The sequence below is a fragment of the Vibrio sp. Vb1127 genome (assembly GCF_033338735.1).
Classification (GTDB): Bacteria; Pseudomonadota; Gammaproteobacteria; order Enterobacterales; family Vibrionaceae; genus Vibrio; species Vibrio alginolyticus.
Map to the genome: position 1 here is coordinate 16,832 of NZ_JAWOTF010000028.1, position 22,180 is coordinate 39,011.

The 22,180-nt window shown below is 44.0% G+C and carries 24 protein-coding genes; 13 read left to right on the plus strand and 11 right to left on the minus strand.

Annotated features, from left to right (window positions below):
• Nucleotides 1-20: 20 nt before the first annotated feature.
• Together R7H07_RS21530 and R7H07_RS21535 are read left to right on the plus strand one after the other, a co-directional pair.
• On the plus strand, nucleotides 21-776 hold the full coding sequence (locus R7H07_RS21530; protein WP_137281785.1) for a sulfite exporter TauE/SafE family protein: 756 nt from the start codon (nucleotides 21-23) through the stop codon (nucleotides 774-776).
• A 21-nt stretch (nucleotides 777-797) separates the two neighbouring features.
• The gene (locus R7H07_RS21535) at nucleotides 798-1,076 is read left to right on the plus strand and encodes a SelT/SelW/SelH family protein (RefSeq protein WP_005382088.1); all 279 of its coding nucleotides are present in this window, start codon (nucleotides 798-800) and stop codon (nucleotides 1,074-1,076) included.
• Nucleotides 1,077-1,115: 39 nt separating this feature from the next.
• On the opposite strand, the gene yfcE is transcribed toward R7H07_RS21535, so the two are convergent.
• The 6 genes from yfcE to R7H07_RS21565 all read right to left on the minus strand — a co-directional run bounded on the left by yfcE (nucleotide 1,116) and on the right by R7H07_RS21565 (nucleotide 4,362).
• Nucleotides 1,116-1,661, minus strand: coding sequence for a phosphodiesterase (yfcE, locus tag R7H07_RS21540; RefSeq protein WP_206959850.1), 546 nt, complete (start codon nucleotides 1,659-1,661; stop codon nucleotides 1,116-1,118).
• Nucleotides 1,662-1,736: 75 nt separating this feature from the next.
• Nucleotides 1,737-1,946 carry a hypothetical protein gene (locus R7H07_RS21545; protein WP_005382086.1) on the minus strand — a complete coding sequence of 70 codons (210 nt, stop codon included), beginning with the start codon at nucleotides 1,944-1,946 and terminating at the stop codon, nucleotides 1,737-1,739.
• A gap of 149 nt (nucleotides 1,947-2,095) precedes the next feature.
• On the minus strand, nucleotides 2,096-2,503 hold the full coding sequence (locus R7H07_RS21550; RefSeq protein WP_005382085.1) for a CBS domain-containing protein: 408 nt from the start codon (nucleotides 2,501-2,503) through the stop codon (nucleotides 2,096-2,098).
• Nucleotides 2,500-2,850 (minus strand): P-II family nitrogen regulator, encoded by a 351-nt coding sequence (locus R7H07_RS21555; RefSeq protein ID WP_206959848.1) that lies wholly within the window; start codon nucleotides 2,848-2,850, stop codon nucleotides 2,500-2,502. The genes R7H07_RS21550 and R7H07_RS21555 overlap by 4 nt, the downstream gene beginning before the upstream one ends.
• The gene (locus tag R7H07_RS21560; RefSeq protein ID WP_206959846.1) at nucleotides 2,840-3,631 is read right to left on the minus strand and encodes a DUF1538 domain-containing protein; all 792 of its coding nucleotides are present in this window, start codon (nucleotides 3,629-3,631) and stop codon (nucleotides 2,840-2,842) included. The genes R7H07_RS21555 and R7H07_RS21560 overlap by 11 nt, the downstream gene beginning before the upstream one ends.
• The gene (locus R7H07_RS21565) at nucleotides 3,628-4,362 is read right to left on the minus strand and encodes a DUF1538 domain-containing protein (RefSeq protein WP_005382077.1); all 735 of its coding nucleotides are present in this window, start codon (nucleotides 4,360-4,362) and stop codon (nucleotides 3,628-3,630) included. The genes R7H07_RS21560 and R7H07_RS21565 overlap by 4 nt, the downstream gene beginning before the upstream one ends.
• Before the next feature lie 255 nt (nucleotides 4,363-4,617).
• On the opposite strand from R7H07_RS21565, the gene R7H07_RS21570 reads away from it, so the two are divergent.
• From R7H07_RS21570 to R7H07_RS21595, 6 genes are all read left to right on the plus strand, one after another.
• A complete protein-coding gene (locus R7H07_RS21570; RefSeq protein WP_005382076.1) occupies nucleotides 4,618-5,532 on the plus strand; it encodes a TIGR01777 family oxidoreductase in 915 nt (304 codons plus the stop codon).
• A 44-nt stretch (nucleotides 5,533-5,576) separates the two neighbouring features.
• The gene (locus R7H07_RS21575; RefSeq protein ID WP_017634824.1) at nucleotides 5,577-6,404 is read left to right on the plus strand and encodes an SDR family oxidoreductase; all 828 of its coding nucleotides are present in this window, start codon (nucleotides 5,577-5,579) and stop codon (nucleotides 6,402-6,404) included.
• Between the two features lie 472 nt (nucleotides 6,405-6,876).
• Nucleotides 6,877-7,731 (plus strand): co-chaperone YbbN, encoded by an 855-nt coding sequence (locus tag R7H07_RS21580; protein WP_170893760.1) that lies wholly within the window; start codon nucleotides 6,877-6,879, stop codon nucleotides 7,729-7,731.
• A gap of 159 nt (nucleotides 7,732-7,890) precedes the next feature.
• Complete coding sequence (locus R7H07_RS21585) at nucleotides 7,891-8,808, plus strand: SPFH domain-containing protein (protein WP_047102903.1); 918 nt, start codon at nucleotides 7,891-7,893, stop codon at nucleotides 8,806-8,808.
• Nucleotides 8,809-8,811: 3 nt separating this feature from the next.
• Nucleotides 8,812-9,273, plus strand: a complete 462-nt coding sequence (locus tag R7H07_RS21590) for an NfeD family protein (RefSeq protein WP_047102904.1) — start codon at nucleotides 8,812-8,814, stop codon at nucleotides 9,271-9,273.
• 617 nt (nucleotides 9,274-9,890) lie between these two features.
• Nucleotides 9,891-10,073, plus strand: coding sequence for a hypothetical protein (locus R7H07_RS21595; protein ID WP_080960102.1), 183 nt, complete (start codon nucleotides 9,891-9,893; stop codon nucleotides 10,071-10,073).
• A 40-nt stretch (nucleotides 10,074-10,113) separates the two neighbouring features.
• Here the strand turns inward: R7H07_RS21595 and R7H07_RS21600 are convergent, their stop codons facing one another.
• The 3 genes from R7H07_RS21600 to zipA all read right to left on the minus strand — a co-directional run bounded on the left by R7H07_RS21600 (nucleotide 10,114) and on the right by zipA (nucleotide 15,093).
• Nucleotides 10,114-11,523, minus strand: a complete 1,410-nt coding sequence (locus R7H07_RS21600; RefSeq protein WP_005382055.1) for a hypothetical protein — start codon at nucleotides 11,521-11,523, stop codon at nucleotides 10,114-10,116.
• A 510-nt stretch (nucleotides 11,524-12,033) separates the two neighbouring features.
• The gene (ligA, locus tag R7H07_RS21605) at nucleotides 12,034-14,046 is read right to left on the minus strand and encodes an NAD-dependent DNA ligase LigA (protein WP_065274253.1); all 2,013 of its coding nucleotides are present in this window, start codon (nucleotides 14,044-14,046) and stop codon (nucleotides 12,034-12,036) included.
• A 90-nt stretch (nucleotides 14,047-14,136) separates the two neighbouring features.
• Entirely contained in the window at nucleotides 14,137-15,093 is a 957-nt protein-coding gene (gene zipA, locus R7H07_RS21610) for a cell division protein ZipA (RefSeq protein ID WP_065274252.1), read from the minus strand.
• Nucleotides 15,094-15,344: 251 nt separating this feature from the next.
• Here zipA and cysZ point away from each other — a divergent pair, with 251 nt between their 5' ends.
• The 5 genes from cysZ (at nucleotide 15,345) to crr (ending at nucleotide 20,275) form a co-directional block, all read left to right on the plus strand.
• The gene (gene cysZ / locus R7H07_RS21615; protein ID WP_025998633.1) at nucleotides 15,345-16,088 is read left to right on the plus strand and encodes a sulfate transporter CysZ; all 744 of its coding nucleotides are present in this window, start codon (nucleotides 15,345-15,347) and stop codon (nucleotides 16,086-16,088) included.
• Nucleotides 16,089-16,252: 164 nt separating this feature from the next.
• On the plus strand, nucleotides 16,253-17,221 hold the full coding sequence (gene cysK / locus R7H07_RS21620; protein ID WP_065274251.1) for a cysteine synthase A: 969 nt from the start codon (nucleotides 16,253-16,255) through the stop codon (nucleotides 17,219-17,221).
• A gap of 300 nt (nucleotides 17,222-17,521) precedes the next feature.
• On the plus strand, nucleotides 17,522-17,779 hold the full coding sequence (locus R7H07_RS21625) for an HPr family phosphocarrier protein (protein ID WP_005382043.1): 258 nt from the start codon (nucleotides 17,522-17,524) through the stop codon (nucleotides 17,777-17,779).
• A gap of 140 nt (nucleotides 17,780-17,919) precedes the next feature.
• A complete protein-coding gene (gene ptsI, locus R7H07_RS21630) occupies nucleotides 17,920-19,644 on the plus strand; it encodes a phosphoenolpyruvate-protein phosphotransferase PtsI (RefSeq protein ID WP_065274250.1) in 1,725 nt (574 codons plus the stop codon).
• A gap of 121 nt (nucleotides 19,645-19,765) precedes the next feature.
• Entirely contained in the window at nucleotides 19,766-20,275 is a 510-nt protein-coding gene (gene crr, locus R7H07_RS21635) for a PTS glucose transporter subunit IIA (protein WP_005382041.1), read from the plus strand.
• 94 nt (nucleotides 20,276-20,369) lie between these two features.
• Here crr and R7H07_RS21640 read toward each other — a convergent pair whose 3' ends face one another.
• Together R7H07_RS21640 and R7H07_RS21645 are read right to left on the minus strand one after the other, a co-directional pair.
• Nucleotides 20,370-21,494 carry a flagellin gene (locus R7H07_RS21640; RefSeq protein WP_065274249.1) on the minus strand — a complete coding sequence of 375 codons (1,125 nt, stop codon included), beginning with the start codon at nucleotides 21,492-21,494 and terminating at the stop codon, nucleotides 20,370-20,372.
• 116 nt (nucleotides 21,495-21,610) lie between these two features.
• Nucleotides 21,611-22,180, minus strand: a 570-nt coding sequence (locus tag R7H07_RS21645) for a flagellin (protein ID WP_206958538.1), incomplete at its 5' end; no start/stop codon positions are given.

The following is a 22,180-nucleotide window of genomic DNA, read 5'->3' on the forward strand; positions in this document are numbered from 1 at the left end:
ACGCCCCCTTTGTTTTGCTTATGGATTGGCTAGATACCACTACTCTCTTTTTCGGTTCACTAATCGCCAACACGCTGGCTTCACTTTCCGGTGGCGGAGCAGGCTTGCTTCAATTCCCTTTACTCATCTTTCTCGGCTTACCGTTCTCCGTTGCGCTAGGCACACATAAGGTGGCTTCGGTCGCTTTAGGCTTAGGCGCAGCAAGCACGCATTTAAGATCAGGCACTATTAAACGGAAAGTCGCGCTCTACCTTATCTTGTCCGGCAGTATTGGCGTGATTTTAGGGGCTAACTTAATTGTACAGATCCCTGATGGTATCGCGGAAAAGATGCTCGGCACGATGATCCTAGCGCTGGGTATCTACTCGCGACTTAAGACATCGCTAGGCCAAGCTGAAGTAATACGCAACCGTCATCCTATTGGTTGGGTTATTGGTGGAATTGGCTTACTGTTTATCGGCATCATTAACGGATCTCTTACCGCAGGCTCTGGTTTGCTCGTGACACTATTTTTGGTGCGCTGGTTTGGTTACGACTACAAACAAGCCGTTGCTTACACCATGATTTGTGTCGGCCTGTTTTGGAATGGCATTGGAGGCATTGCCGTCGTACAGGCAGGGGCGCCTATTCACTGGGCTTGGTTACCTGTTTTATTGTTAAGCTCTTTTCTAGGCGGCAGTTTAGGCGCATGGGCCGCGACTCGATACAGTAACAGAGTGATTAAAGTTGCATTCGAAATTCTCACGTTTGCGGTGGGCATCAAGTTGCTGGTTTAAAAAGATTAAAAGGAAAGTTTCATGGATAAAGCAATCATTGATATTTATTACTGCCGCCAGTGCAACTGGATGTTGCGTTCAACTTGGCTATCGCAAGAATTACTGCATACTTTTAGTGAAGAAATAGAAACAATCAGCTTACACCCAGACACAGGTGGTCGCTTCGAAATTTTCTGTAATGGCCAGCAAATTTGGGAACGGAAAAAAGACAGCGGCTTTCCTGAAGCCAAGGTGCTAAAACAGCGCGTAAGAGACATTATCGACCCAGAACGCGATTTAGGACATTCAGACACAAAATAGGGAGCAATTCGCTCCCTATTTTTTTACTTAGTAAAACCGTTAAATCATGGTTTGTGCTAATACTTCGCCTTCTGGCGTTTTTACCGTTAGCTTATTGTCTTCTAGAGTACCAAAGCTTCTCGGTAAGCCATTACGTGGGAATGTCATCGAGCCTGGGTTGAATATAATGGCTCCATCTTGCATCTCTGCGACGGGAACATGTGTATGACCGTGGGCGATGATATCACCTTCACGTAGTGGCGGCCGTTTTTCAGAGTTGTACAAGTGACCATGAGTCAAAAAGATTCTCTTGCCAGATTCAAGTAGCACCCATGAGTAATCCATCATCATTGGAAACTTCAATAGCATTTGGTCCACTTCACTATCACAGTTGCCACGTACAGAAATAATTTGATCACTGTATTGGTTCAATAAGTCTGCTACCTGTGGAGGGTTGTAGCCTTCCGGAATAGGGTTTCGCGGCCCATGGTTTAGCGTATCTCCTAGCAAAATCAGGTGGTGCGCACCAGAGGCCAGAAATAGCCCAATGGTTTCTTTAGTTGCTGGCAAAGAGCCATGCAGGTCTGAGGCAAAAAATAGTTTCACGACATTGTCTCCTCAAAAAGTATGAGGTCATTCTACGGCATTTTTTTAGCAGCTCAACCTACGACGGTTTGAATACTACTGATAGCGCAATGATTCAATGACCATAGGCAAAACATAGAACCATGCTGCATACGCTGTTCCAACCAACACCAGTATCCAAAACACCATCGACATAAATTTTGATTTGGCTAGATGGTGCAGCGGATCGGGCTCTCCGCATCCTGGACATGCATGAGCGCGTTTTGAGATTTGTTTCTCACACACGGGGCAAGAGACTAAAGGCATGATACAGATTCCTCGACATTAGGCTTAGGGCGCAAAGAATAATGGTGAATTAACACATATGCAACCTAACATATATTAAATATTTTAGTTCTTTGTAACAGTCGCTGACTTGAGAAAAAATTCGTTGATTTTTCATTTATATCAACCTATTACACTTCTTCTCGCACCATACCATTGATGACAATATTGTTATAACTCACCATCCCAATGACCTCGCCACTTTCAATGACCGGCGCTCTGCTTATGCCAAATCGCTCAAACAAACGTGCACAATATTTTACGTTCATATCTGGTTCGACACACAAAGCGGGCTTGGTCATGATTTCATAAATATTTGTGCGCTGAGGAGAACGATTATTCGCCAGCACCTTTTTGGCGATATCATTCATCAACACGATGCCATATTCATCATTATCATCTCGCTTTTTCACCACCAGCGCTTTGACTTGGTATTTTTTCGCTAGCGTTATGCCTTCGTATACGGTCATCAGTCCATCAACCATCACATACGTTGCCGCCATAACATCTCGAACTCTAATTATCGTTTGATCACTCATAATTCATCCTCGACTACTTTGGTCAATGTCTCGACTTGATGCGCGACACCGACTGCATCTTCAATATCGATCTGAATAGCAATCCCCTGTCCCGACTCTCTGTCAAATTCACCAACCTCATTAATGGTTTCTAATATGTGTCGAGCGAGATGTTCCTCGACCACAAACAGCAGCACATCTTTTTGCACTTCTAGCGTTAAACCAAAAAACGTTCGCTTTTGATTTAAACCTTGTCCGCGAGCATTGTTAATCACCGTAGCACCGGTCGCACCAGCATCGCGTGCAGCGTCCAACACCTTGTCTGTTTTGCTGTCTTCCACAAACGCAAGTATCAATTTAAAGCGCATTTTCTTCTTCCTCCGAGACGTTTTTATTCAGCCACTGGGTTATTTGCGCATAGCCCATCACAGAGATCATAGGAAATAGACTGGCAAACGCGATCAAGCCAAAGCCATCAATCATTGGGTTTCTTCCAGGGACGGTCGAAGCGAGCCCTAACCCTAATGCAGTTACAAGTGGGACAGTGACGGTAGAAGTTGTTACGCCTCCAGAATCGTAGGCGAGTGGAACAATAAGCTTAGGAGCGTAAAACGTTTGAATCACAACGACGATGTAACCCGCGATGATGTAATAATGAATGGGATCGCCCACGACAATCCGGTAACTACCTAATGCAATACCAGTTGCCACCCCAAACGCAACGGCTACGCGCAAGCCGTTAATACTGATACTTCCTCCAGAGACTTGGCTTGCTTTTATCGCTACAGCGATTAAAGAAGGCTCTGCAATCGTGGTACTAAAGCCTATAAAAAAGGCGAAGGTGTAAACCCAATAGTAGTCGACCCACATTAAGGCTTTCCCTACAGATACTTTGAACTCTTGTAAAAACTCCGGCGCCGTTAATTGCACAGCCATCGTCTCCCCAAGTGGAAACAACGCCATTTCTAATCCAAGTAAAAAAAGAGCTAGCCCGAAAATCACATAAACGAACCCAAGCAAAACTTTCTTAAGGTTGCTAACAGGACGCCTTAACACGGCTAACTGAAAACCAAAAATAATGCTGGCGATGGGAACGACGTCTCTAACGGTCGATAATAAAGTGTCTAGGAAATGATCAATTGAAATCATGTTACGACCATTCCGTAAACCATCACAAACATCATCGGTAACAGCGAGGCAAAAGCGATTAAACCAAAGCCATCCACCATAGGGTTGCGCCCTTTAATAGAAGACGCTAAACCGACGCCCAGTGCAGTGACCAAAGGTACTGTTATGGTGGACGTGGTTACACCTCCGGAATCGTAAGCGACGCCAATAATGGCTTCAGGTGCAAACCACGTCAGTATTACAACGCCTACATAGCCACCAATGATCATGTAATGAATCGGCCACCCTTTTAAGATACGCAAAACGCCGATAACGATGGCTATCCCCACAGAGAGAGCTACTGTTACTCGAAGTCCTTCTCCGTAATCCTGCATGGACTGCTCTGAGTTAGCGATCATTCCGCCCTCTGCCGCAACTTCTGAGGCTTCTTCCGCTACCGCGGTCAATGCAGGTTCAGCTATCGTGGTGCCAAACCCCAAACAAAACGCAAAGACTAATAACCAAAACACACTGCCTTTTTTTGCAAAGGCTTGAGCCATACTCTCTCCGATAGGAAAAAGACCAAGTTCTAGGCCAAAGATAAAAAAGGTTAATCCTAAAACGACAAGCAACAAGCCAAAAAGAATGGAGACCAGGTTGGGCAGCGGCTCTTGCAAAACGACTAATTGGAAAAAAGTGATAACAATGATGATGGGTAATAAGTCACGAGCACTATTGAGGAGCGCTCGAAAAAGCGCAACAAATGCTTCCATGCCTATCCTCCTTGATTGTGCAAACTGATTACGCTCGTTCCAATGAGCGATAACTTCTAGTCTGGCATAGATTTCACTCTTCTACCGTGAATACACTAGCGCCATCTATAACATTTAGTTACATATTTTCTAATATGTGAAGTTAATAGTATCTCTGCCAGCTTGTCACTATCCCAGAAATAATGGTGTTGAGATGATCAAGCTAAGCACAAAGCGACTATAATGTTCTAATACGTGTACATTCAAAGAGATAACATGAAGATATTACTCACAGGTGGCACTGGGTTTATTGGCTCGGAGTTGCTCAAGCTGCTATCAACTCACCAGGTTATGCTACTTACACGCTCTCCAGAGCGAGCAAAACAACGCCTACAGCATGCTGATCTGGGTAATATCGAATACCTTGACTCGCTCGAGTCGTTCGCCGATCTCAATCACGTTGATGCCGTCATTAATCTTGCAGGTGAGCCTATTGCGGATAAAAGGTGGACCAGCGAGCAAAAAGAAAAAATCTGCAAAAGTCGTTGGAAAATTACCGAACAAATTGTTGAGCTGATCCACGCTAGTACCGAACCTCCCTCTGTTTTTATTAGTGGCTCGGCAGTTGGCTACTATGGTGATCAACAAGACCATCCGTTTGATGAGTGCTTACATGTTAATAGCGACGACTTTCCTCACGAGGTTTGTGCAAAGTGGGAGCAAATAGCCAAGCGCGCAGAGTCGGAACAAACACGGGTTTGTCTACTGAGAACTGGCGTGGTACTCGGCCTTAATGGTGGTGCGTTGGCAAAAATGCTATTACCTTACAAGCTTGGCGTAGGCGGCCCACTCGGGAACGGTAATCAGTACATGCCTTGGATTCACATCCTAGATATGGTCCGCGCCATCATGTACTTGCTTGAAACACCACATGCCCACGGTGCATTCAATATGTGCGCCCCCCATCCTGTGACTAATCGTATATTCAGCGGCACACTAGCTAAAACGCTAAAACGTCCGCATATCTTGTTCACGCCTAAATGGGCGATGGAACTCCTAATGGGAGAATCTTCCTGCTTATTGTTTGATAGCATGAGAGCCAAACCCAAAAAACTCACCGAACTGGGCTTTAAATTTAGCTACTCCAGAATAGAGCCAGCACTCAAGCACTTGCTTCATGACCGGAGCTGATGAATGATGGCTCTAATCAAGGTTTCTGAGTCTTAAATTAAATTATGAAAAAGTCGATTCTTATTACGGGTTGTTCAACCGGCATCGGTTACGTGTGCGCTCACGCCCTACAAAACAAGGGATTTAATGTCATTGCATCTTGTAGGAAAGAACAAGATGTCCAGCGCCTAATTAATGAAGGGCTAACCTGCATCAATCTAGACCTAAATAGCCCCGAAAGCATTTCTTCGGGCGTGAAGCAAGCGCTAGAGTTAGCAGAAGGTAAGCTTTACGCAGTGTTCAATAATGGTGCCTATGGTCAGCCCGGAGCACTGGAAGACTTACCCACCGAGGCTCTTCAAGATCAATTTCAGACCAACTTTTTTGGTTGGCACCAGTTGGTCAGAGAGGTGCTTCCTCATATGCGCCAGCAAGGCGAAGGACGCATCATACAAAACAGCTCTGTTCTTGGTTTTGCCGCAATGAAATACCGTGGTGCCTATAATGCATCAAAATTTGCCTTAGAAGGCTGGACAGATACGCTCAGGCTAGAGCTTGCGGATACGAATATCAAAGTGGCATTGATAGAACCAGGACCGATCGAAACTCAATTTAGAAACAATGCATTACGAGCCTTTGAGAAGTGGGTTGATATTGAATCTAGCCCCCATCGTCATGCTTATGAAGGACAAAGAGAGCGACTCAACAACGACAAGTCTAATAATCGATTTGTTTTACCTGCAGAGTCTTGCATCGCACCAGTTCTTCATGCATTAACTAGCGTTTCACCGAAAATTCGTTATCGAATTACTACACCGACTAAATTATTCGCAGTCTTGAAAAGACTATTACCAACCCGTGCACTTGATAAAATTTTGCGACAGGCTGCATAAAAAAGTTTTGTCGAAATGTAATTTCATCGTAACAATGTGATGTCATTATGAACATGCAGGTTAAAAAAACCTCAACTAAACGAATCAATTTCTACGCAATTCAGCGGGGATTCTTTCGCCCAAAGTGATTGAGTTGCTTAGATTTGGTATCGCCACCCATTACGTTTTGTAGCAATGTTTATACTACTGCGAGGCAACAATGACATTAAATCAGCTTAACTGGCTTAGTGTGGGTGTAGTGTTGACCATGTTCATCCTATTTTGATACCGCACTAACAAATAGCATTAGAATTGCGCTGCTTCGGCAGCGTTTTCTTTTTATCTAACACCTGAGCAGCAATAACCTCACTCTGTTACCTCACGTTTTCTCAAAATAGAATGATTCATTATTGATGGTGAATGTCGCTTGAATTTCACCTAAATCAACTCCATATCTAATATCAACGACAAGACACAAGGCAAGGATACTCTGATGCAATCCCCATTTATCGTTGAGATAACAGAACAGAACTTTCGCGAAACGCTTGAAGGTTCAATGAACACGCCCGTTTTGATCCACTTTTGGGCCAACGCTCAGCCAGAAAGCGCACAGATACTCCCTGAGTTGCAATCTCTTGCTCAACAGTACAACGGTGCATTTACGCTTGCTCTACTAAATTGTGAAGTTCAGCCCGCTTTAGCGTCTCAATTTGGCGTGCAAGTATTGCCAACTATCGCGCTGTTTATAAATGGTCAAGCCGTCGATGGTCTGGGAGGCCCCCAGCCAATTGATGCCATTGCCACCATGCTACAAAAGCATTTGCCAAGCCCAGATGAACAACTATTAAAACAAGTCAGTGAACTTCTTCAGCAAAGTGAGCATGCTCAGGCTTTGAGCATCATCCACACTTTGCCGCCAGAGCTGCAAGAGCGTGGTGATGTGAAACTCGCGATGGCTGATTGTTTGCTAGAAACCAAACAATTTGATATTGCCCAAGAACTACTGAACGCTATCCCTCTCGAATATCAAGATAACTACTACAAGAGCCTAATAGCCAAGCTCGAGCTGCATTTGCAGGCTGCAGATAGCCCTGAGTTACAGCGACTAGAACAAGCATACGCAGCAGACATGGCAAACTTCGAACTCGCTTGTGAATTGGCGGTACAATACAACCAAGTTGGTCGGGATGAAGAAGCGTTGGAACTGCTGTGGAATATTCTTAAAAAAGACTTGGGCGCCCAAGACGGTGACGTGAAGAAGACTTTTATGGATATTCTCAGTGCGCTAGGTCAAGGTAACGCATTAGCAAGCAAATATCGTCGCCAGCTTTACTCAATTTTGTACTAAGCGCCGCATTCTTCTAGGAATAAGACAACAAAGGCCGGGATTTCCGGCCTTTGTCATATAAAAGACCAATAACCTCTCAAAGGTCTCAGAACTTCAATTGTCTATTGTCTATAAATAGGTAAAAATGGATCGAATATTATGCACTTAAGGGAATAACTTATGCCAATTGATTCACTGATCACCATCGGTATTTTCGTCGTTCTTGCTGTCGTTATCTTATCTTCAGCCATTAAAACGGTTCCGCAAGGAAACAACTGGACAGTTGAACGCTTCGGACGCTACACCCACACATTAAAGCCGGGTTTAAACTTGATCATTCCATTCGTTGATAAAGTTGGTCAAAAAGTAAATATGATGGAGCGCGTTCTCGATATTCCTGCGCAAGAGGTCATTTCAAAAGATAACGCTAACGTGGTTATTGACGCTGTCGGATTTGTTCAAGTGATCGATGCTGCCAAAGCGGCTTATGAAGTCAACGACTTAGAACACGCTATTAGAAACTTGACCCTTACCAACATTCGTACCGTTTTAGGTTCAATGGAACTGGACGAAATGCTGAGCCAACGCGACATGATCAACTCTAAGCTGTTGGCGATTGTTGACCAAGCAACAAACCCTTGGGGCGTAAAAGTCACACGAATTGAGATTAAAGATGTCCAGCCACCAGCCGATCTGACCGCTGCAATGAATGCGCAAATGAAAGCCGAGCGTAATAAGCGTGCGGAAATTCTTGAAGCAGAAGGAGTTCGCCAAGCTGAGATATTAAAGGCCGAAGGTCATAAACAATCAGAGATATTAAAAGCTGAAGGTGAAAAGCAGTCTGCTATTCTCCATGCAGAAGCACGTGAGCGTGCCGCGCAAGCAGAAGCAAAAGCGACTTACATGGTTTCCGAAGCCATTGCAAAAGGTGACATGCAAGCCGTCAATTACTTCATTGCACAGGGTTATACCGAAGCGATCAAGAGCATTGGTCAAGCCGAAAATGGTAAAATCATTATGCTTCCATTAGAAGCAACCGGACTAATGGGCTCGGTTGCAGGGATAGCAGAAATGTTTAAACAGCAAGGTAAAGAATAATTTATGGATTTTTTTAGTTTGCTGGAAGGTATCTCTTTCTGGCATTGGCTAGCGTTTGGCTTTGCTCTTTTAGCAGTTGAGCTACTTGGTACCGCAGGGTATTTTCTCTGGCTCGGGGTGTCTGCACTTATCGTTGGAGCAATCATGACCGTTTTGCCAATGAGCTGGCAATTACAATGGCTTTGCTTTGCAAGCTTCAGCTTAATCACCACCTGGCTTTGGTGGCGACGACAATGGTCTAAAGACAAGCAAGAAGACCAAGAAAGAGATCTGAACCAAAAGTACAAGCAGTTAATTGGGCGTACTCTTATCCTTGAAGAAGACTTTTCCGTCGGGCTCAATCGCATCAAGGTAGCCGATACCACATGGTCCGCACAATCGGATCAAGCACTTCCAGCCGGTACCCGCGTAAGAATCACCGATGTTGAAGGTATTATTTTAATCATTGAGCCTGATTCTAATTAATTTATGCCAAAGTAATGGGGCAAATCATGCTCCATTACTTTAATCTAAACAACTGCTTTCATTTCATTACCTTAATTAAAATCGAGAAAAAAATAAGTATTAGTAATATTATTAATACCCTACCTACCATTTCCTATTATTTAATTATTCAACACACGACAATCAATAAGATAGAAATATATCTAGGTAAATTATCGATCTAATTTTATTTTAAAAAATAAAACTTTATTGAATTATTTTTTGATCTTTTTATCCTCGGATACATACTTAACGCATAAGCATTTAAGTTGAGTGCTTTTTATTTGGTAAGTAAGAGGATGTACTATGAATAAGCTTCTCTTTTTAATGTTGTGCGGTATTTTTTCTTTTTCTTCCTTTGCCTACAACAACGGAAACGGCGGTACAACTAATTTGGGACCTATAGTCGAATGTAAGATGCCAAGTGGCGACGTTACGAATATTCCAAGTGAAATGTGTCGATTTAGAGGTGGGGAATGGGAATAGTAAAGAAGTAAGAGCTTAGTTTGATATAAGAGCCCTATTCAACCTTGCCTTTCTGCGTAGTCACGGTTTATACAAGCACGTAGATATTTAAAGTTTATATTAAGGTGATTATTATGAGATTTTTATCTGGTCTATTAGTAATATCTTTTGCCATAATTCCGTTAACCACTAATGCTAATGGTGCATCCGGTGGTCGTACGTTAGGCCCAGAGATAAAGTGTGAGTTGCCAAACGGTAATGTACATATGTTGCCACCGTTATATTGCAAAATATACGACGGCCGAGAAGTGAAATAGAAAAGGAGCCTAGCGGCTCCTTTTATTATCTCATTAAGTATTAGTGGAAGCTGTAAGGGATAAGAACTTGTAGACGTAAGTCTGTTTCATCCGCATCGCCAGCACCTGCGTACTCATCACGTTCTAGGATTGTACCGTGTAAACGAATGGTAGAACCTTTAAGCGCGCCACTTTGTAGTGAGTAAGATACTGTTGCGTTAACTGCGTATTCGCTTTCGTAATCCCAGTCACCTGATGCTCCGCTTGCTGCAGAGTCAGCGCCAGTACCGTAACCAAAGCCTAGGTAGTAGTTCCAGCCGTTACCTTGATTGTAAGATAGACGGTTGTACCATGCTAGCTCACCCGCTTTGTTCCAGTCAGATAGCGCGTCCCACCACTGAGACCAAGTACCATTGTTCATACCATATGTATGAATAGTACGAGGAACGAAGTCCGCACGGTTATCTGTGTCTGTGTAGCGCAACTCAGACATCCAAGCTAGCTTGCCGAAAGATTGATTCAAAGATAGACCAGTGTGGAAACCTAGACCATCGTATTTCACATCATCGTCAACACCGTAGAAATCAAATGCTAGAGTTGTACGGTCACTAACAGTGTACTTCAAGTAAGCCTTGTAAGAAGTGTTGTCAGTTTCGTTGTGGTAGCTAGTTACTTGACCTGCACCCCAGTCAACACCATTTGCATATTGAACGCCAGTAGCTTGACCCAAACCAAGTTGCATAAACAAGCTGTCAGTTAGGTTACCGTTTAGGCCTAGAGAGTGTAGGTAGCTCCATGAAGTGTCAGACCAAAGCGCTGGTGCGTAATCATCTTCGTGAAGCAGCCAAGGTGCTGTAAATTGGTCTGCGCCAAAGTAGCTTAGGTTGAAATCACCAAGTTTAGCGTTTAGTTCGAAACCACGGTAAGTACCAGGTACAAAGCTCCAAACGTTACCGATTGTACCGTTACCACCAGCCTGTAACATACCGAAACGAGCATTAAAGTTTTCGTTTGCTTTGAATTTCAGCGCTGCTTTGTAAACTTTAAGCTGCTGACCATCACCTGCACCCCAGTCTAGGTTGTTACAAGTTGAGATTTCGTTACATAGGTAGCCTTCGTTTGAATTGTAAAGACTATCGTTGTAAAGATCGCCAGAGTAGTAAGCCGCAACATCTGCGCCCACCCAACCATCGTGGTAGCCAGAAGTGAAGTCTAAAATTGCGTTGTAAGAAGAGTAGTTTAGACGACTCCAACGGTCACCATTTTCACCGCCGGGCTTACCTGTTGTACGAGTTCGTGAACGAGTATCAACTATAAATAATGCATTCAGACTTGAGTCTTGCATAAATTCGTTCACTTTCTCTACGTACTCGCCACCTGCTGCACTTTCAGTAGACGCTGTAGCTGGAGCGACAGCAACAACACCAAACATTGCTGCGGTTAACGCTGAAACCTTAAAAAATTTGTCCATGGAAAAACTCCTAAAAATGGATATAGCTGTATTTTTCTATCTCACCTTTAGTTGGCCGCCGAAGGAGAGAAGTAAATTCCTGATCAAACCTCATTATTTCTAATTTGGCTTTTTTTAGTTCCTGCATACACACCGTGTATCCACGTGATTAAGACTAACTTCGCAGCTAAAAACATCCAAATGGAACTTATTTTTTTTCTAAAAAAATATGAGCCACTCCAAAGTTCCATATAACTTATTGATCCAGATCTTATTTTTAACAACAACAACACAACGCAATAAAATGTCACTTAAAATCAAACACTTAAATTTAACTTAAAAGTATCAACTTGAAGTCACTCGCAGACTAAAAAAGCCAAAAAAACCAATAACCCAAGGTTCGATCTTGATCACTGAAAAGAACAAAGGCATCAATTACTCAATAAAAAAACACTTAATTATGAACAAGAAAAAGCCCCGCATGCTTACCATACGGGGCTTTTAGTTATTTTTTAGCTTTTTTGAGAAGACTTAATTCATCAGTTCGAGTAAGTCTTGTTCTGTTTTAATTTCGATACCCAGTTCTTGTGCCTTTGCGAGCTTCGAGCCTGCATTTTCACCAGCAAACAAAATATCGGTTTTCTTAGAAACACTACCCGTCACTTTAGCCCCCAGTGCTTGGAGGGCTTCTTTGGCTTCTGTACGCCCCAGTTGAGAAAGTGTTCCCGTTAATACTACTGTTTTACCTTCTAATGGTAATTCCCCCACCTGCTCAGTAGTATTAATCTCTGGCCAATGAATTCCTTGTTCAAGCAAATCTTTAACCACCGCTTGGTTCTGTTCTTCACTAAAGAAAGTCGTAATATGTTGAGCAACCACAGCACCGATGTCTTGCACTTCAATCAACTGCTCTTCGGTAGCATTTTGGATCGCTCCCAACGTTTTAAAGTGCATTGCTAAGTTTGCTGCGGTTGCCTCGCCAACTTCACGGATCCCCAGTGAATACAAAAACCGAGGTAAAGTTGTTTCTTTAGATTTTTCTAACGCATTCACAATATTCTGCGCAGACTTTGGCCCCATGCGATCTAGTACGGTTAAAATCCCCGCTGATAACTTAAATAAGTCAGCAGGAGTTTTCACCATCTCACGATCAACAAGCTGCTCGATCACTTTATCGCCTAAACCGTCAACGTCTAACGCTTTACGAGAAACAAAGTGCTTTAGCGCTTGTTTGCGTTGGGCTTGGCAAACTAAGCCCCCCATACAACGTGTTACCGCTTCTCCTTCGATCCGCTCAACATGCGAGCCACAAACAGGACACTGAGTTGGGAAAACAATATCTCGAGCTGTTTCTGGTCGACGCTCTTTGATGACAGATACGACTTGCGGAATAACATCGCCAGCACGGCGGATCACAACGTGATCACCAATCTTGACCTGCAGACGTTCTATCTCATCTGCGTTATGAAGCGTCGCATTACTTACCGTTACCCCGCCAACAAATACAGGCTCTAGCTTAGCAACAGGTGTAATCGCACCAGTGCGACCGACTTGGAACTCCACTTCATTCAGTGTCGTCATTTCTTCCTGTGCTGGAAATTTGTAGGCAATCGCCCAACGTGGAGCGCGAGCAACAAACCCCAGACGCTCTTGCACGGCAATATCGTCAATTTTAATAACGACACCATCGATCTCATAAGGGAGGGCATCACGACGCTGCAATATATCTTGGTAGTAAGCTTTTACATCCGCCAAGCTTTCAACTCGCTTAGTTTCCGGACACATTGGCAGTCCCCAAGATTTGATTTGCAAAAAGCGTTCGTAATGACTTGCTGCCAATTCTGCGCCTTGCACCACGCCTACACTGTATGCATAGAAGCTAAGCGGACGAGAAGCCGTAATACGTGAATCCAATTGTCGTAAGCTACCTGCCGCAGCGTTACGTGGATTCACAAAGATTTTCTCGCCTTTCTTCCTTGCTAATTCATTGAGCTTTTCAAACCCAGCTTTCGGCATAAAGACTTCACCACGAACTTCAAGACGATTTGGCCAGTCATTACCCCTGAGTTTTAAAGGAATAGCTTTAATCGTACGCACATTCTCTGTGATGTTTTCACCCGTAGTACCATCGCCTCGAGTGGCCGCCTGAACTAACACGCCATTCTCATATAACAAACTTACGGCGAGTCCATCCAATTTAGGCTCACAACAGTATTCTTTCACACTCTGGCTGCCCACGCGCTCTTGTGCGCGCTTGTGGAAACTATCGAGTTCACTATCATCAAACGCGTTATCAAGCGAAAGCATCGGTACTTCATGTGTCACTTGGCTAAACGCAGAGAGAGGCTGTCCACCGACACGTTGGCTTGGCGAGTCTACGGTTATTAAGTCAGGGTTCTCAGATTCAATATCCAGTAACTCTCGCATTAAACGGTCGTACTCGGCATCAGGGATCTCTGGGTTATCTTCCACGTAGTAACGCACAGCGTGGTAATGCAACGACTCTTTTAGTTCTTCTAGTCGCTGAAGTACTGATTCAGACATAGTAAAGCCCCGTGTATTTTCAATCGGTGAGGTTGGGAAATCCAAGAAAAAGGGCTCCATCCGGAGCCCTATTATTATTTGCTGTTAAGATTATGCGTTAGCGGCATTAAACTCAACTATTTGACGTCGATAAGATGCTAAACGATCTGGCGTCATTAAGTTGCGCTGGTCATCAAGTACGTTACCACCTAAATCATCAGCAATTTGCTGCGCAGTTCGGAGCATTAAGTTGAAGTTCTGTTCAGCCTCGCCATAACAAGGCAATGTCATGAAGAATGAAATACCCTTCGTTGTAAACTCAGCAGGATCAGCATGTTCAAACGTACCAGGGTGCATCATATTAGCGACGCTAAACAGCACTTTGCCGTTACCGGACAAGTCGACATGACGGTGGAAAATATCCATCTCGCCATAAATTAGACCGTTTTGTTGCATACTTTCAAATAAAGCAGTACCAACAAATGGCTCTTCACCAGCACAGTGCACATTCAATACAATCACTTGCATTTCAGGTTCTGGCTTTGGCTCTTCCTTAGGCTCTGCAACGACAGGCTCACTAACCGTTTCGACTTGCTGTTCTTTCTCCGTAATATCAAACGCGGCGGGAATAGCGTCTTCTTCCACAGCGGGCTGGAATGGCTCTTCAGCTACTGTTGCTTGAACAACAGGCTCAACGTCCTCTTCTTTATCTTTTTCTGCAACAAATGAAGGGATGTCATCCGGCTCCTGCTGCGTCTGTTTGACTTCAGATGGGCCACCGAATAACGGGTCAGATTCAAACTTGTTGTCGAAAGAATTCGCCATCCCAAAATCTGGTTCTTTGCGATCTTTGCGAATGATCTCAAAGTCATCTTCAGGAGCGGGAGCGAAGTCTCGTTCTTTCTCAACAAGATCATTTTTGTCTTCTTGGTCAACATCCAGCTTACCAAGTGGCTTGTTACCAAACTTTGCTTTGCCTTCTTTTTTACTGCTCCATAAACCATGAAACAGTAATGCCGCGATGGCTAATGCGCCAACAACAATGAGTACGAATCGCAATTCCTGCATTATTTACTCTCAATATACTTGTTTTTACTACTCGCAGTTCCTTGAGCAGCAACCCAAGTGCAATAAATCTGAATGATACGTTTACTTTACCAAAACTATATGTAGATTTAGAACAACTTAATGCAAGAAGTTCCGTTTTTTGTTGTGATTCTTGCCACGATTCCACTTAACAAGACGTCATTTGTCAGGGCATTGAAAGAAAAGTCCTCACAGGTACAATGAGTTTTCATTTACACGAAGCCAAAATAGACATGAAGCAAAACAATCAGCAGAGAACCGGGTTCGGTTATTTTCTATACGGGATACAATTGGCACTTGCCCCTAAAATCAGGCGCTTTGTCATCTTACCTCTACTTGCAAATATCTTGCTTGTAGGTGGTGCCATCTTCTATCTATTTTCAAACCTTAATATATGGATAGAAGGCTGGATTGGACAGCTGCCTGAGTTTTTATCCTGGTTAACTTACATTCTTTGGCCTTTACTCGCTCTGACGATACTCGCTACTTTCTCCTATTTTTTCAGCACGCTCGCGAACTTTATCGCCGCGCCATTCAATGGCCTCTTGGCTGAAAAAGTGGAAGAGTACTTAACGGGACAAAAAGTAAATGATGATGGTTTCACCGCCGTCCTGAAAGATGTTCCTCGCGTTTTAGCTCGTGAGTGGAGAAAGCTCCTTTACATTTTACCTAAAGCAATAGGCCTATTCCTGTTATTGCTCATCCCTGCCCTTGGACAAACAGTAGGCCCATTTTTATGGTTTATCTTTACCGCCTGGATGCTCGCGATTCAATATTGTGACTACCCGTTTGATAACCATAAAATCCCATTTAACGACATGCGTTACAAATTGAAACAAAAGCAAGGTAAGGCCTATGGCTTTGGGGTATTGGTGTCTGTGTTTACGACGATCCCAATTTTGAACCTCATTGTCATGCCTGTAGCAATATGTGGTGCAACCGCTATGTGGGTCGCGGAGTTTAAGCACCAACGATAGTCGATTAGAGATTAAGGAAAGGGATCAGCGCCAGCTTTTCCCTTTTCTTTTATCAAGTTCTGGGCCAACCTAATAAGATATAACTTTTTAATCCTTTTCCCTTTTTTTCATACCGCATATTCTTCTATCCATATTCACACAACGTGTAATGAAGGAACATCACTATGAGCAAAATCTACGAAGATAACTCTCTTACTATTGGTAATACACCTCTCGTTCGTCTAAACAAAGTAAGTAAAGGCAAAGTTCTCGCGAAAATTGAAGCGCGTAACCCTAGCTTCAGTGTTAAGTGCCGTATCGGTGCAAACATGATTTGGGAAGCAGAGAAAGCGGGCCTTCTTAAGCCAGGTGTAGAGCTTGTAGAACCTACCAGTGGCAACACAGGTGTTGCTCTAGCATTCGTAGCGGCTGCTCGCGGTTACAAGCTAACATTGACCATGCCTGAATCAATGAGCCTAGAACGCCGTAAGCTACTAAAAGCACTAGGCGCGAACCTTGAGCTGACTGAAGCGGCGAAAGGCATGAAAGGGGCGATTGCTAAAGCAGAAGAAATCGTAGCAAGCAACCCTGAGAAGTACCTACTTCTTCAACAATTTGACAACCCAGCGAACCCAGAAATCCACGAAAAGACTACGGGCCCTGAGATTTGGGAAGCGACAGACGGTGAAATCGACGTATTCGTTGCTGGTGTTGGTACGGGCGGTACTATCACAGGTACAAGCCGTTACATCAAAGGTGAAAAAGGCAAAGCCATCACTTCTGTTGCAGTTGAGCCAGCAGAGTCTCCGGTTATTGCACAAGCACTTGCTGGCGAAGAAATCCAACCTGCCCCACACAAAATTCAAGGTATCGGTGCTGGTTTCATCCCTGGTAACCTCGATTTAGACATTATTGACCGTGTTGAGCAAGTTACCTCAGAAGAAGCGATTGAGATGGCTCGTCGCCTAATGGAAGAGGAAGGTATCCTAGCTGGTATCTCATCTGGCGCAGCGGTTGTTGCAGCGAACCGACTTGCGGAACTACCTGAATTTGAAGGAAAAACAATTGTAAGTGTCTTGCCAAGTTCCGGTGAGCGTTACCTAAGTACAGCACTCTTTGCAGGTATCTTTACCGAAAAAGAGAACCAACAATAATATGTGTTCAAATCAATTTTTAGTTTAAAAAAGCCCCGTTTAGGGGCTTTTTTGTTGATCCCTGCCCTACCTTTGGTAATATCAGGGTGTTTTATTTCTAGCTTCAAAATAAAGAAGCAGAACACAAAAAGGTTTCAAAGTGATTACGCACGCAAACAGTTGCGTAGTTACCAAACTTTTGACTAGTATCAGAACTGACGCGCTTTGAACTCTTCCCGTGCTAGCGCACAAGATGTAAAGCAGTTAAGCTAAAATCTGGTCACAAACTAACAAAAAAATACATTTATTGGGGTATATCACATGTACGAGAAGCAAGTAGAAATCACAGCAGAAAACGGCCTTCACACTCGTCCAGCTGCACAGTTTGTTAAAGAAGCAAAAGCATTCGACGCAGACATCACTGTGACTTCTAACGGTAAAAGCGCTAGCGCTAAGAGCCTGTTCAAACTACAAACACTAGGCCTAGTAAAAGGTACTCAAGTTACTATTTCTGCTGAAGGCCCACAAGCTCAGCAAGCAGTTGACCACCTAGTTGCTCTAATGGACCAACTACACTAATCCGGTCTCCTACTCCAGAAGCCATTTTGTGAAAGCAAAATGGCTTCGTTGGAAATAGGCTCAAAACTAAGCTAAAACTATTCGTTAGCGCACCCATTATTCTCCCGTTTTATAAAGTTGACCAAACTTAAGGTAAGGCTATGATTTCAGGCATCCTAGCATCTCCTGGTATTGCAATCGGTAAAGCACTACTACTTCAAGAAGATGAAATTGTCCTAAACACAAACACTATTTCTGACGATCAAGTAGAAGCTGAAGTTCAGCGTTTCTTTGACGCTCGTAACAAATCTGCAGCTCAGCTAGAAACTATCAAGCAAAAAGCGCTTGAAACGTTTGGCGAAGAAAAAGAAGCGATCTTTGAAGGTCACATCATGCTTCTTGAAGACGAAGAGCTAGAAGAGGAAATCCTAGCACTTATCAAAAACGACAAGATGACTGCTGATCACGCTATCCACTCAGTGATCGAAGAGCAAGCATGTGCTCTTGAGTCTCTAGACGACGAATACTTAAAAGAGCGTGCAACTGACATCCGCGATATCGGTTCTCGTTTTGTTAAGAACGCACTAGGCATCAACATTGTTTCGCTTAGCGATATCAACGAAGAAGTAATTCTTGTTGCTTATGACCTAACGCCATCTGAAACTGCACAAATCAACCTAGACTACGTGCTTGGTTTTGCTTGTGATATCGGCGGTCGTACTTCTCACACTTCAATCATGGCTCGCTCACTTGAGCTTCCAGCTATCGTTGGTACTAACGACATCACGAAGAAAGTTAAGAATGGCGACATGCTGATTCTTGACGCAATGAACAACAAGATTGTTGTTAACCCATCAGAAGCTGAGCTAGAAGAAGCGAAAGCGGTTAAAGCAGCATTCCTAGCTGAAAAAGAAGAGCTAGCGAAACTGAAAGACCTACACGCAGAAACGACTGACGGTCACCGTGTAGAAGTTTGCGGTAACATCGGTACAGTGAAAGACTGTGACGGTATCCTTCGTAACGGCGGTGAAGGTGTTGGTCTGTACCGTACTGAATTCCTATTTATGGACCGTACTGCGCTACCAACTGAAGAAGAACAGTACCAAGCGTACAAAGAAGTTGCGGAAGCAATGAACGGTCAAGCTGTGATCATCCGTACTATGGATATCGGCGGCGATAAAGATCTCCCATACATGGATCTTCCAAAAGAGATGAACCCATTCCTAGGCTGGCGCGCTGTACGTATCAGTCTAGATCGTCGTGAGATCCTTCGTGATCAGCTACGTGGCATTCTACGTGCTTCTGCACACGGCAAACTGCGTATCATGTTCCCAATGATCATCTCTGTCGAAGAAATCCGTGAGCTTAAGAAAGCGATCGAAGAGTACAAAGAAGAGCTACGCGCTGAAGGCCACGCGTTCGACGAAAACATCGAAATCGGTGTAATGGTTGAGACTCCAGCTGCAGCAGCTATCGCGCACCACCTAGCGAAGGAAGTTGCTTTCTTCTCTATCGGTACAAACGACCTAACTCAGTACACGCTAGCGGTTGACCGTGGTAACGAGATGATTTCTCACCTATACAACCCACTATCACCAGCTGTACTTACTGTGATTAAGCAAGTTATCGACGCTTCTCACGCAGAAGGTAAATGGACTGGTATGTGTGGTGAACTTGCAGGTGACGAGCGTGCAACACTTCTACTTCTAGGTATGGGTCTGGACGAGTTCTCAATGAGCGGCATTTCAATCCCTAAAGTGAAGAAAGTAGTTCGTAACTCTAACTTCGCAGAAGTGAAAGCAATGGCTGAAGAAGCCCTTTCTCTACCGACAGCAGAAGAAATCGAAGCCGTGGTAGAAAAGTTTATTGCTGAGAAAGCTCAGTAATCGGTAGTACCAAGTAATTCAATACTTAATGGCCATTAGACGGCGAAAAAAGTCGTCTAATGAGCTATATTGGTATACTATAATTCGACAGAATAAAACCAAACCTTAGGAGCATGACACAATGGGTCTGTTTGACAAACTTAAGAAGCTTGTATCTGATGACAGCGCTGACGCTGGTGCTATCGAAATCATCGCGCCACTTTCTGGTGAGATTGTAAACATCGAAGACGTGCCAGATGTTGTTTTCGCTGAGAAAATCGTTGGTGACGGTATTGCTATCAAGCCAGCAGGCAACAAAATGGTAGCTCCTGTAAACGGTACTATCGGTAAGATCTTCGAAACTAACCATGCGTTCTCTATCGAGTCTGACGACGGTGTTGAGCTTTTCGTTCACTTCGGTATCGACACAGTTGAACTAAAAGGCGAAGGCTTCACGCGTATCGCTGAAGAAGGTCAAACTGTTAAAGCTGGCGACACTGTAATTGAATTCGATCTAGCTCTTCTAGAAGAGAAAGCGAAGTCAACGCTAACTCCAGTTGTTATCTCTAACATGGACGAAATCAAAGAGCTAAACAAGCTTTCTGGTTCTGTAACTGTTGGTGAAACTCCAGTTCTACGTGTAACTAAGTAATTTTTACTTAATCGAACACGAAAAAAACGCTGCCAATGGCAGCGTTTTTTATTATCTGACTTTTTTCTGAGCGATGGGCATCGCTGAAACCCGCTCAGCTAAGTAATCCAAGTGCCGAACTCGGCCTTTGCTTTGCCTGAGCCAATAACGCAGTTGTCGCATCTTGGAGCACTTGAGAACGCACCATTTCCGTAGATTCTCTTGCGAAGTCTGTATCTCTTATTCGACTCTTGGATTCTGTAACACTCCGATTCACAGTATTTAAGTTATCCATCGAGCCGTTTACACGGTTCTGAAAGCTGCCAATTTCACTTCGGTGCGAATCAACGTACTTAATTGCTGCATCAATCACCCCAATTGAAAGCTGCGCCTTACCTGCCGTCGACATATCGATGTCATCAATTGTGACTAATTGACCAGCGCTCACATCAAGCTCATCCGCTAAACTCCCTTCGAGAACCACACCCTCTGGCGCCTTCATCGTAGAAGCGAAGAATTGCAGTTCATTGTTTTCCGTTACTGAAGCATTCACTATCGATTGTTGAGCATTGATGTAAGTGGCGACCTGTTCTATACGGTCACCCAATTTGAGTCCAATGGATTCCGTTTGGGTTTGCCCTTTACTGTCTTGGTATTCGACTTTGAGAGTTTGGTTATCTCCAGTGACTCGCCAATCTTTATCGACCGCATCACCAACATAATGCTGCCCTCCCATCTCTGGGATGTGGCTACGCATGTTACGTAACGTCAAAGAGATTGAATTAGCGTTCGCGCCAATATGGAAACTTTGTGAACCGTAAGATCCATCAAACAGGTTTTTATCCGCAAATGTTGTCGTAATCGCGACACGATCAAGCTCATCTTGCAGCGCTACGACCTCATATTGAATACTTTGCCGATCACTTGAGTCATAACTGCCGTTTGCTGCTTGAAGCCCCAGAGAGCGTAAGCGTTGCAATATGTCACTGCTTTCGTGCAATGCTCCCTCCGCTGTTTGAGCAACAGAAAAAGCGTCGTGTGCATTTCTTAAGGCGACATCAAGCCCTCTCGTTTGTACATGGAGAGTATTCGATATCTGTAAACCTGCCGCATCATCGCTCGCCGAGTTGATTCGAAACCCCGAAGTTAGGTTGCGTTGTGACTCAACATTTTGCGCAGCTGCTTGACTCAGGTGTCTCTGCGCCACCATCGCAGAAACATTGGAATTTAAAGAGATCATCTAATCGATATGAATGCCTTATCGAACATACTGTCAGGACACATCTGAATCGTTATAGCCAATAAGCAAAAAGCCAGGGATGAGCCTGGCTTTGGTTTCTTGCTTTGTTAAATTGATTAACCTAGCAGACTTAGCGCTGAGTTAGGCGCTTGTTTCGCTTGCGCAAGGATTGAGCTTGACGCTTGCGATAGAATTTGTGATTTGGTCATTGCCGTCGTTTCTTTCGCGAAATCTGTATCTTTGATACGGCTCTTCGACGCATTCACGTTCTCGTTAATGTTGTCCAAGTTGCTGATTGCGTGGTTGAAACGGTTCTGGAATGCACCTAGCTCTGCGCGGTGGCTGTCTACGTATTTCAGTGCCGCATCGATGATAGCAACAGATTCTTGTGCGCCACCAACTGAGGTTACGTCGATAGTATCTACTGTTACTTTTTTGCCTTCGCCTAAGCCTAGTTCACCAGATAGACCGCCTGAAAACTCGACCTCGCCCTCAACTTTGTTGTTGCCAGCGAAGATTTGCAGTTTACCGTCTTGGTCTACTGAGGCTTTCACTAGGTCAGTTTGGCCGTTAATGTAAGTCGCAAGCTCTTCGATATCGTCACCCGCCTTTGCGCTGATGTTGATTTCTTGCTCTTGGCCGTAGCTGTCCGTTAGGTTGATTTTTAGGTCGTTCTTACCTTCAGC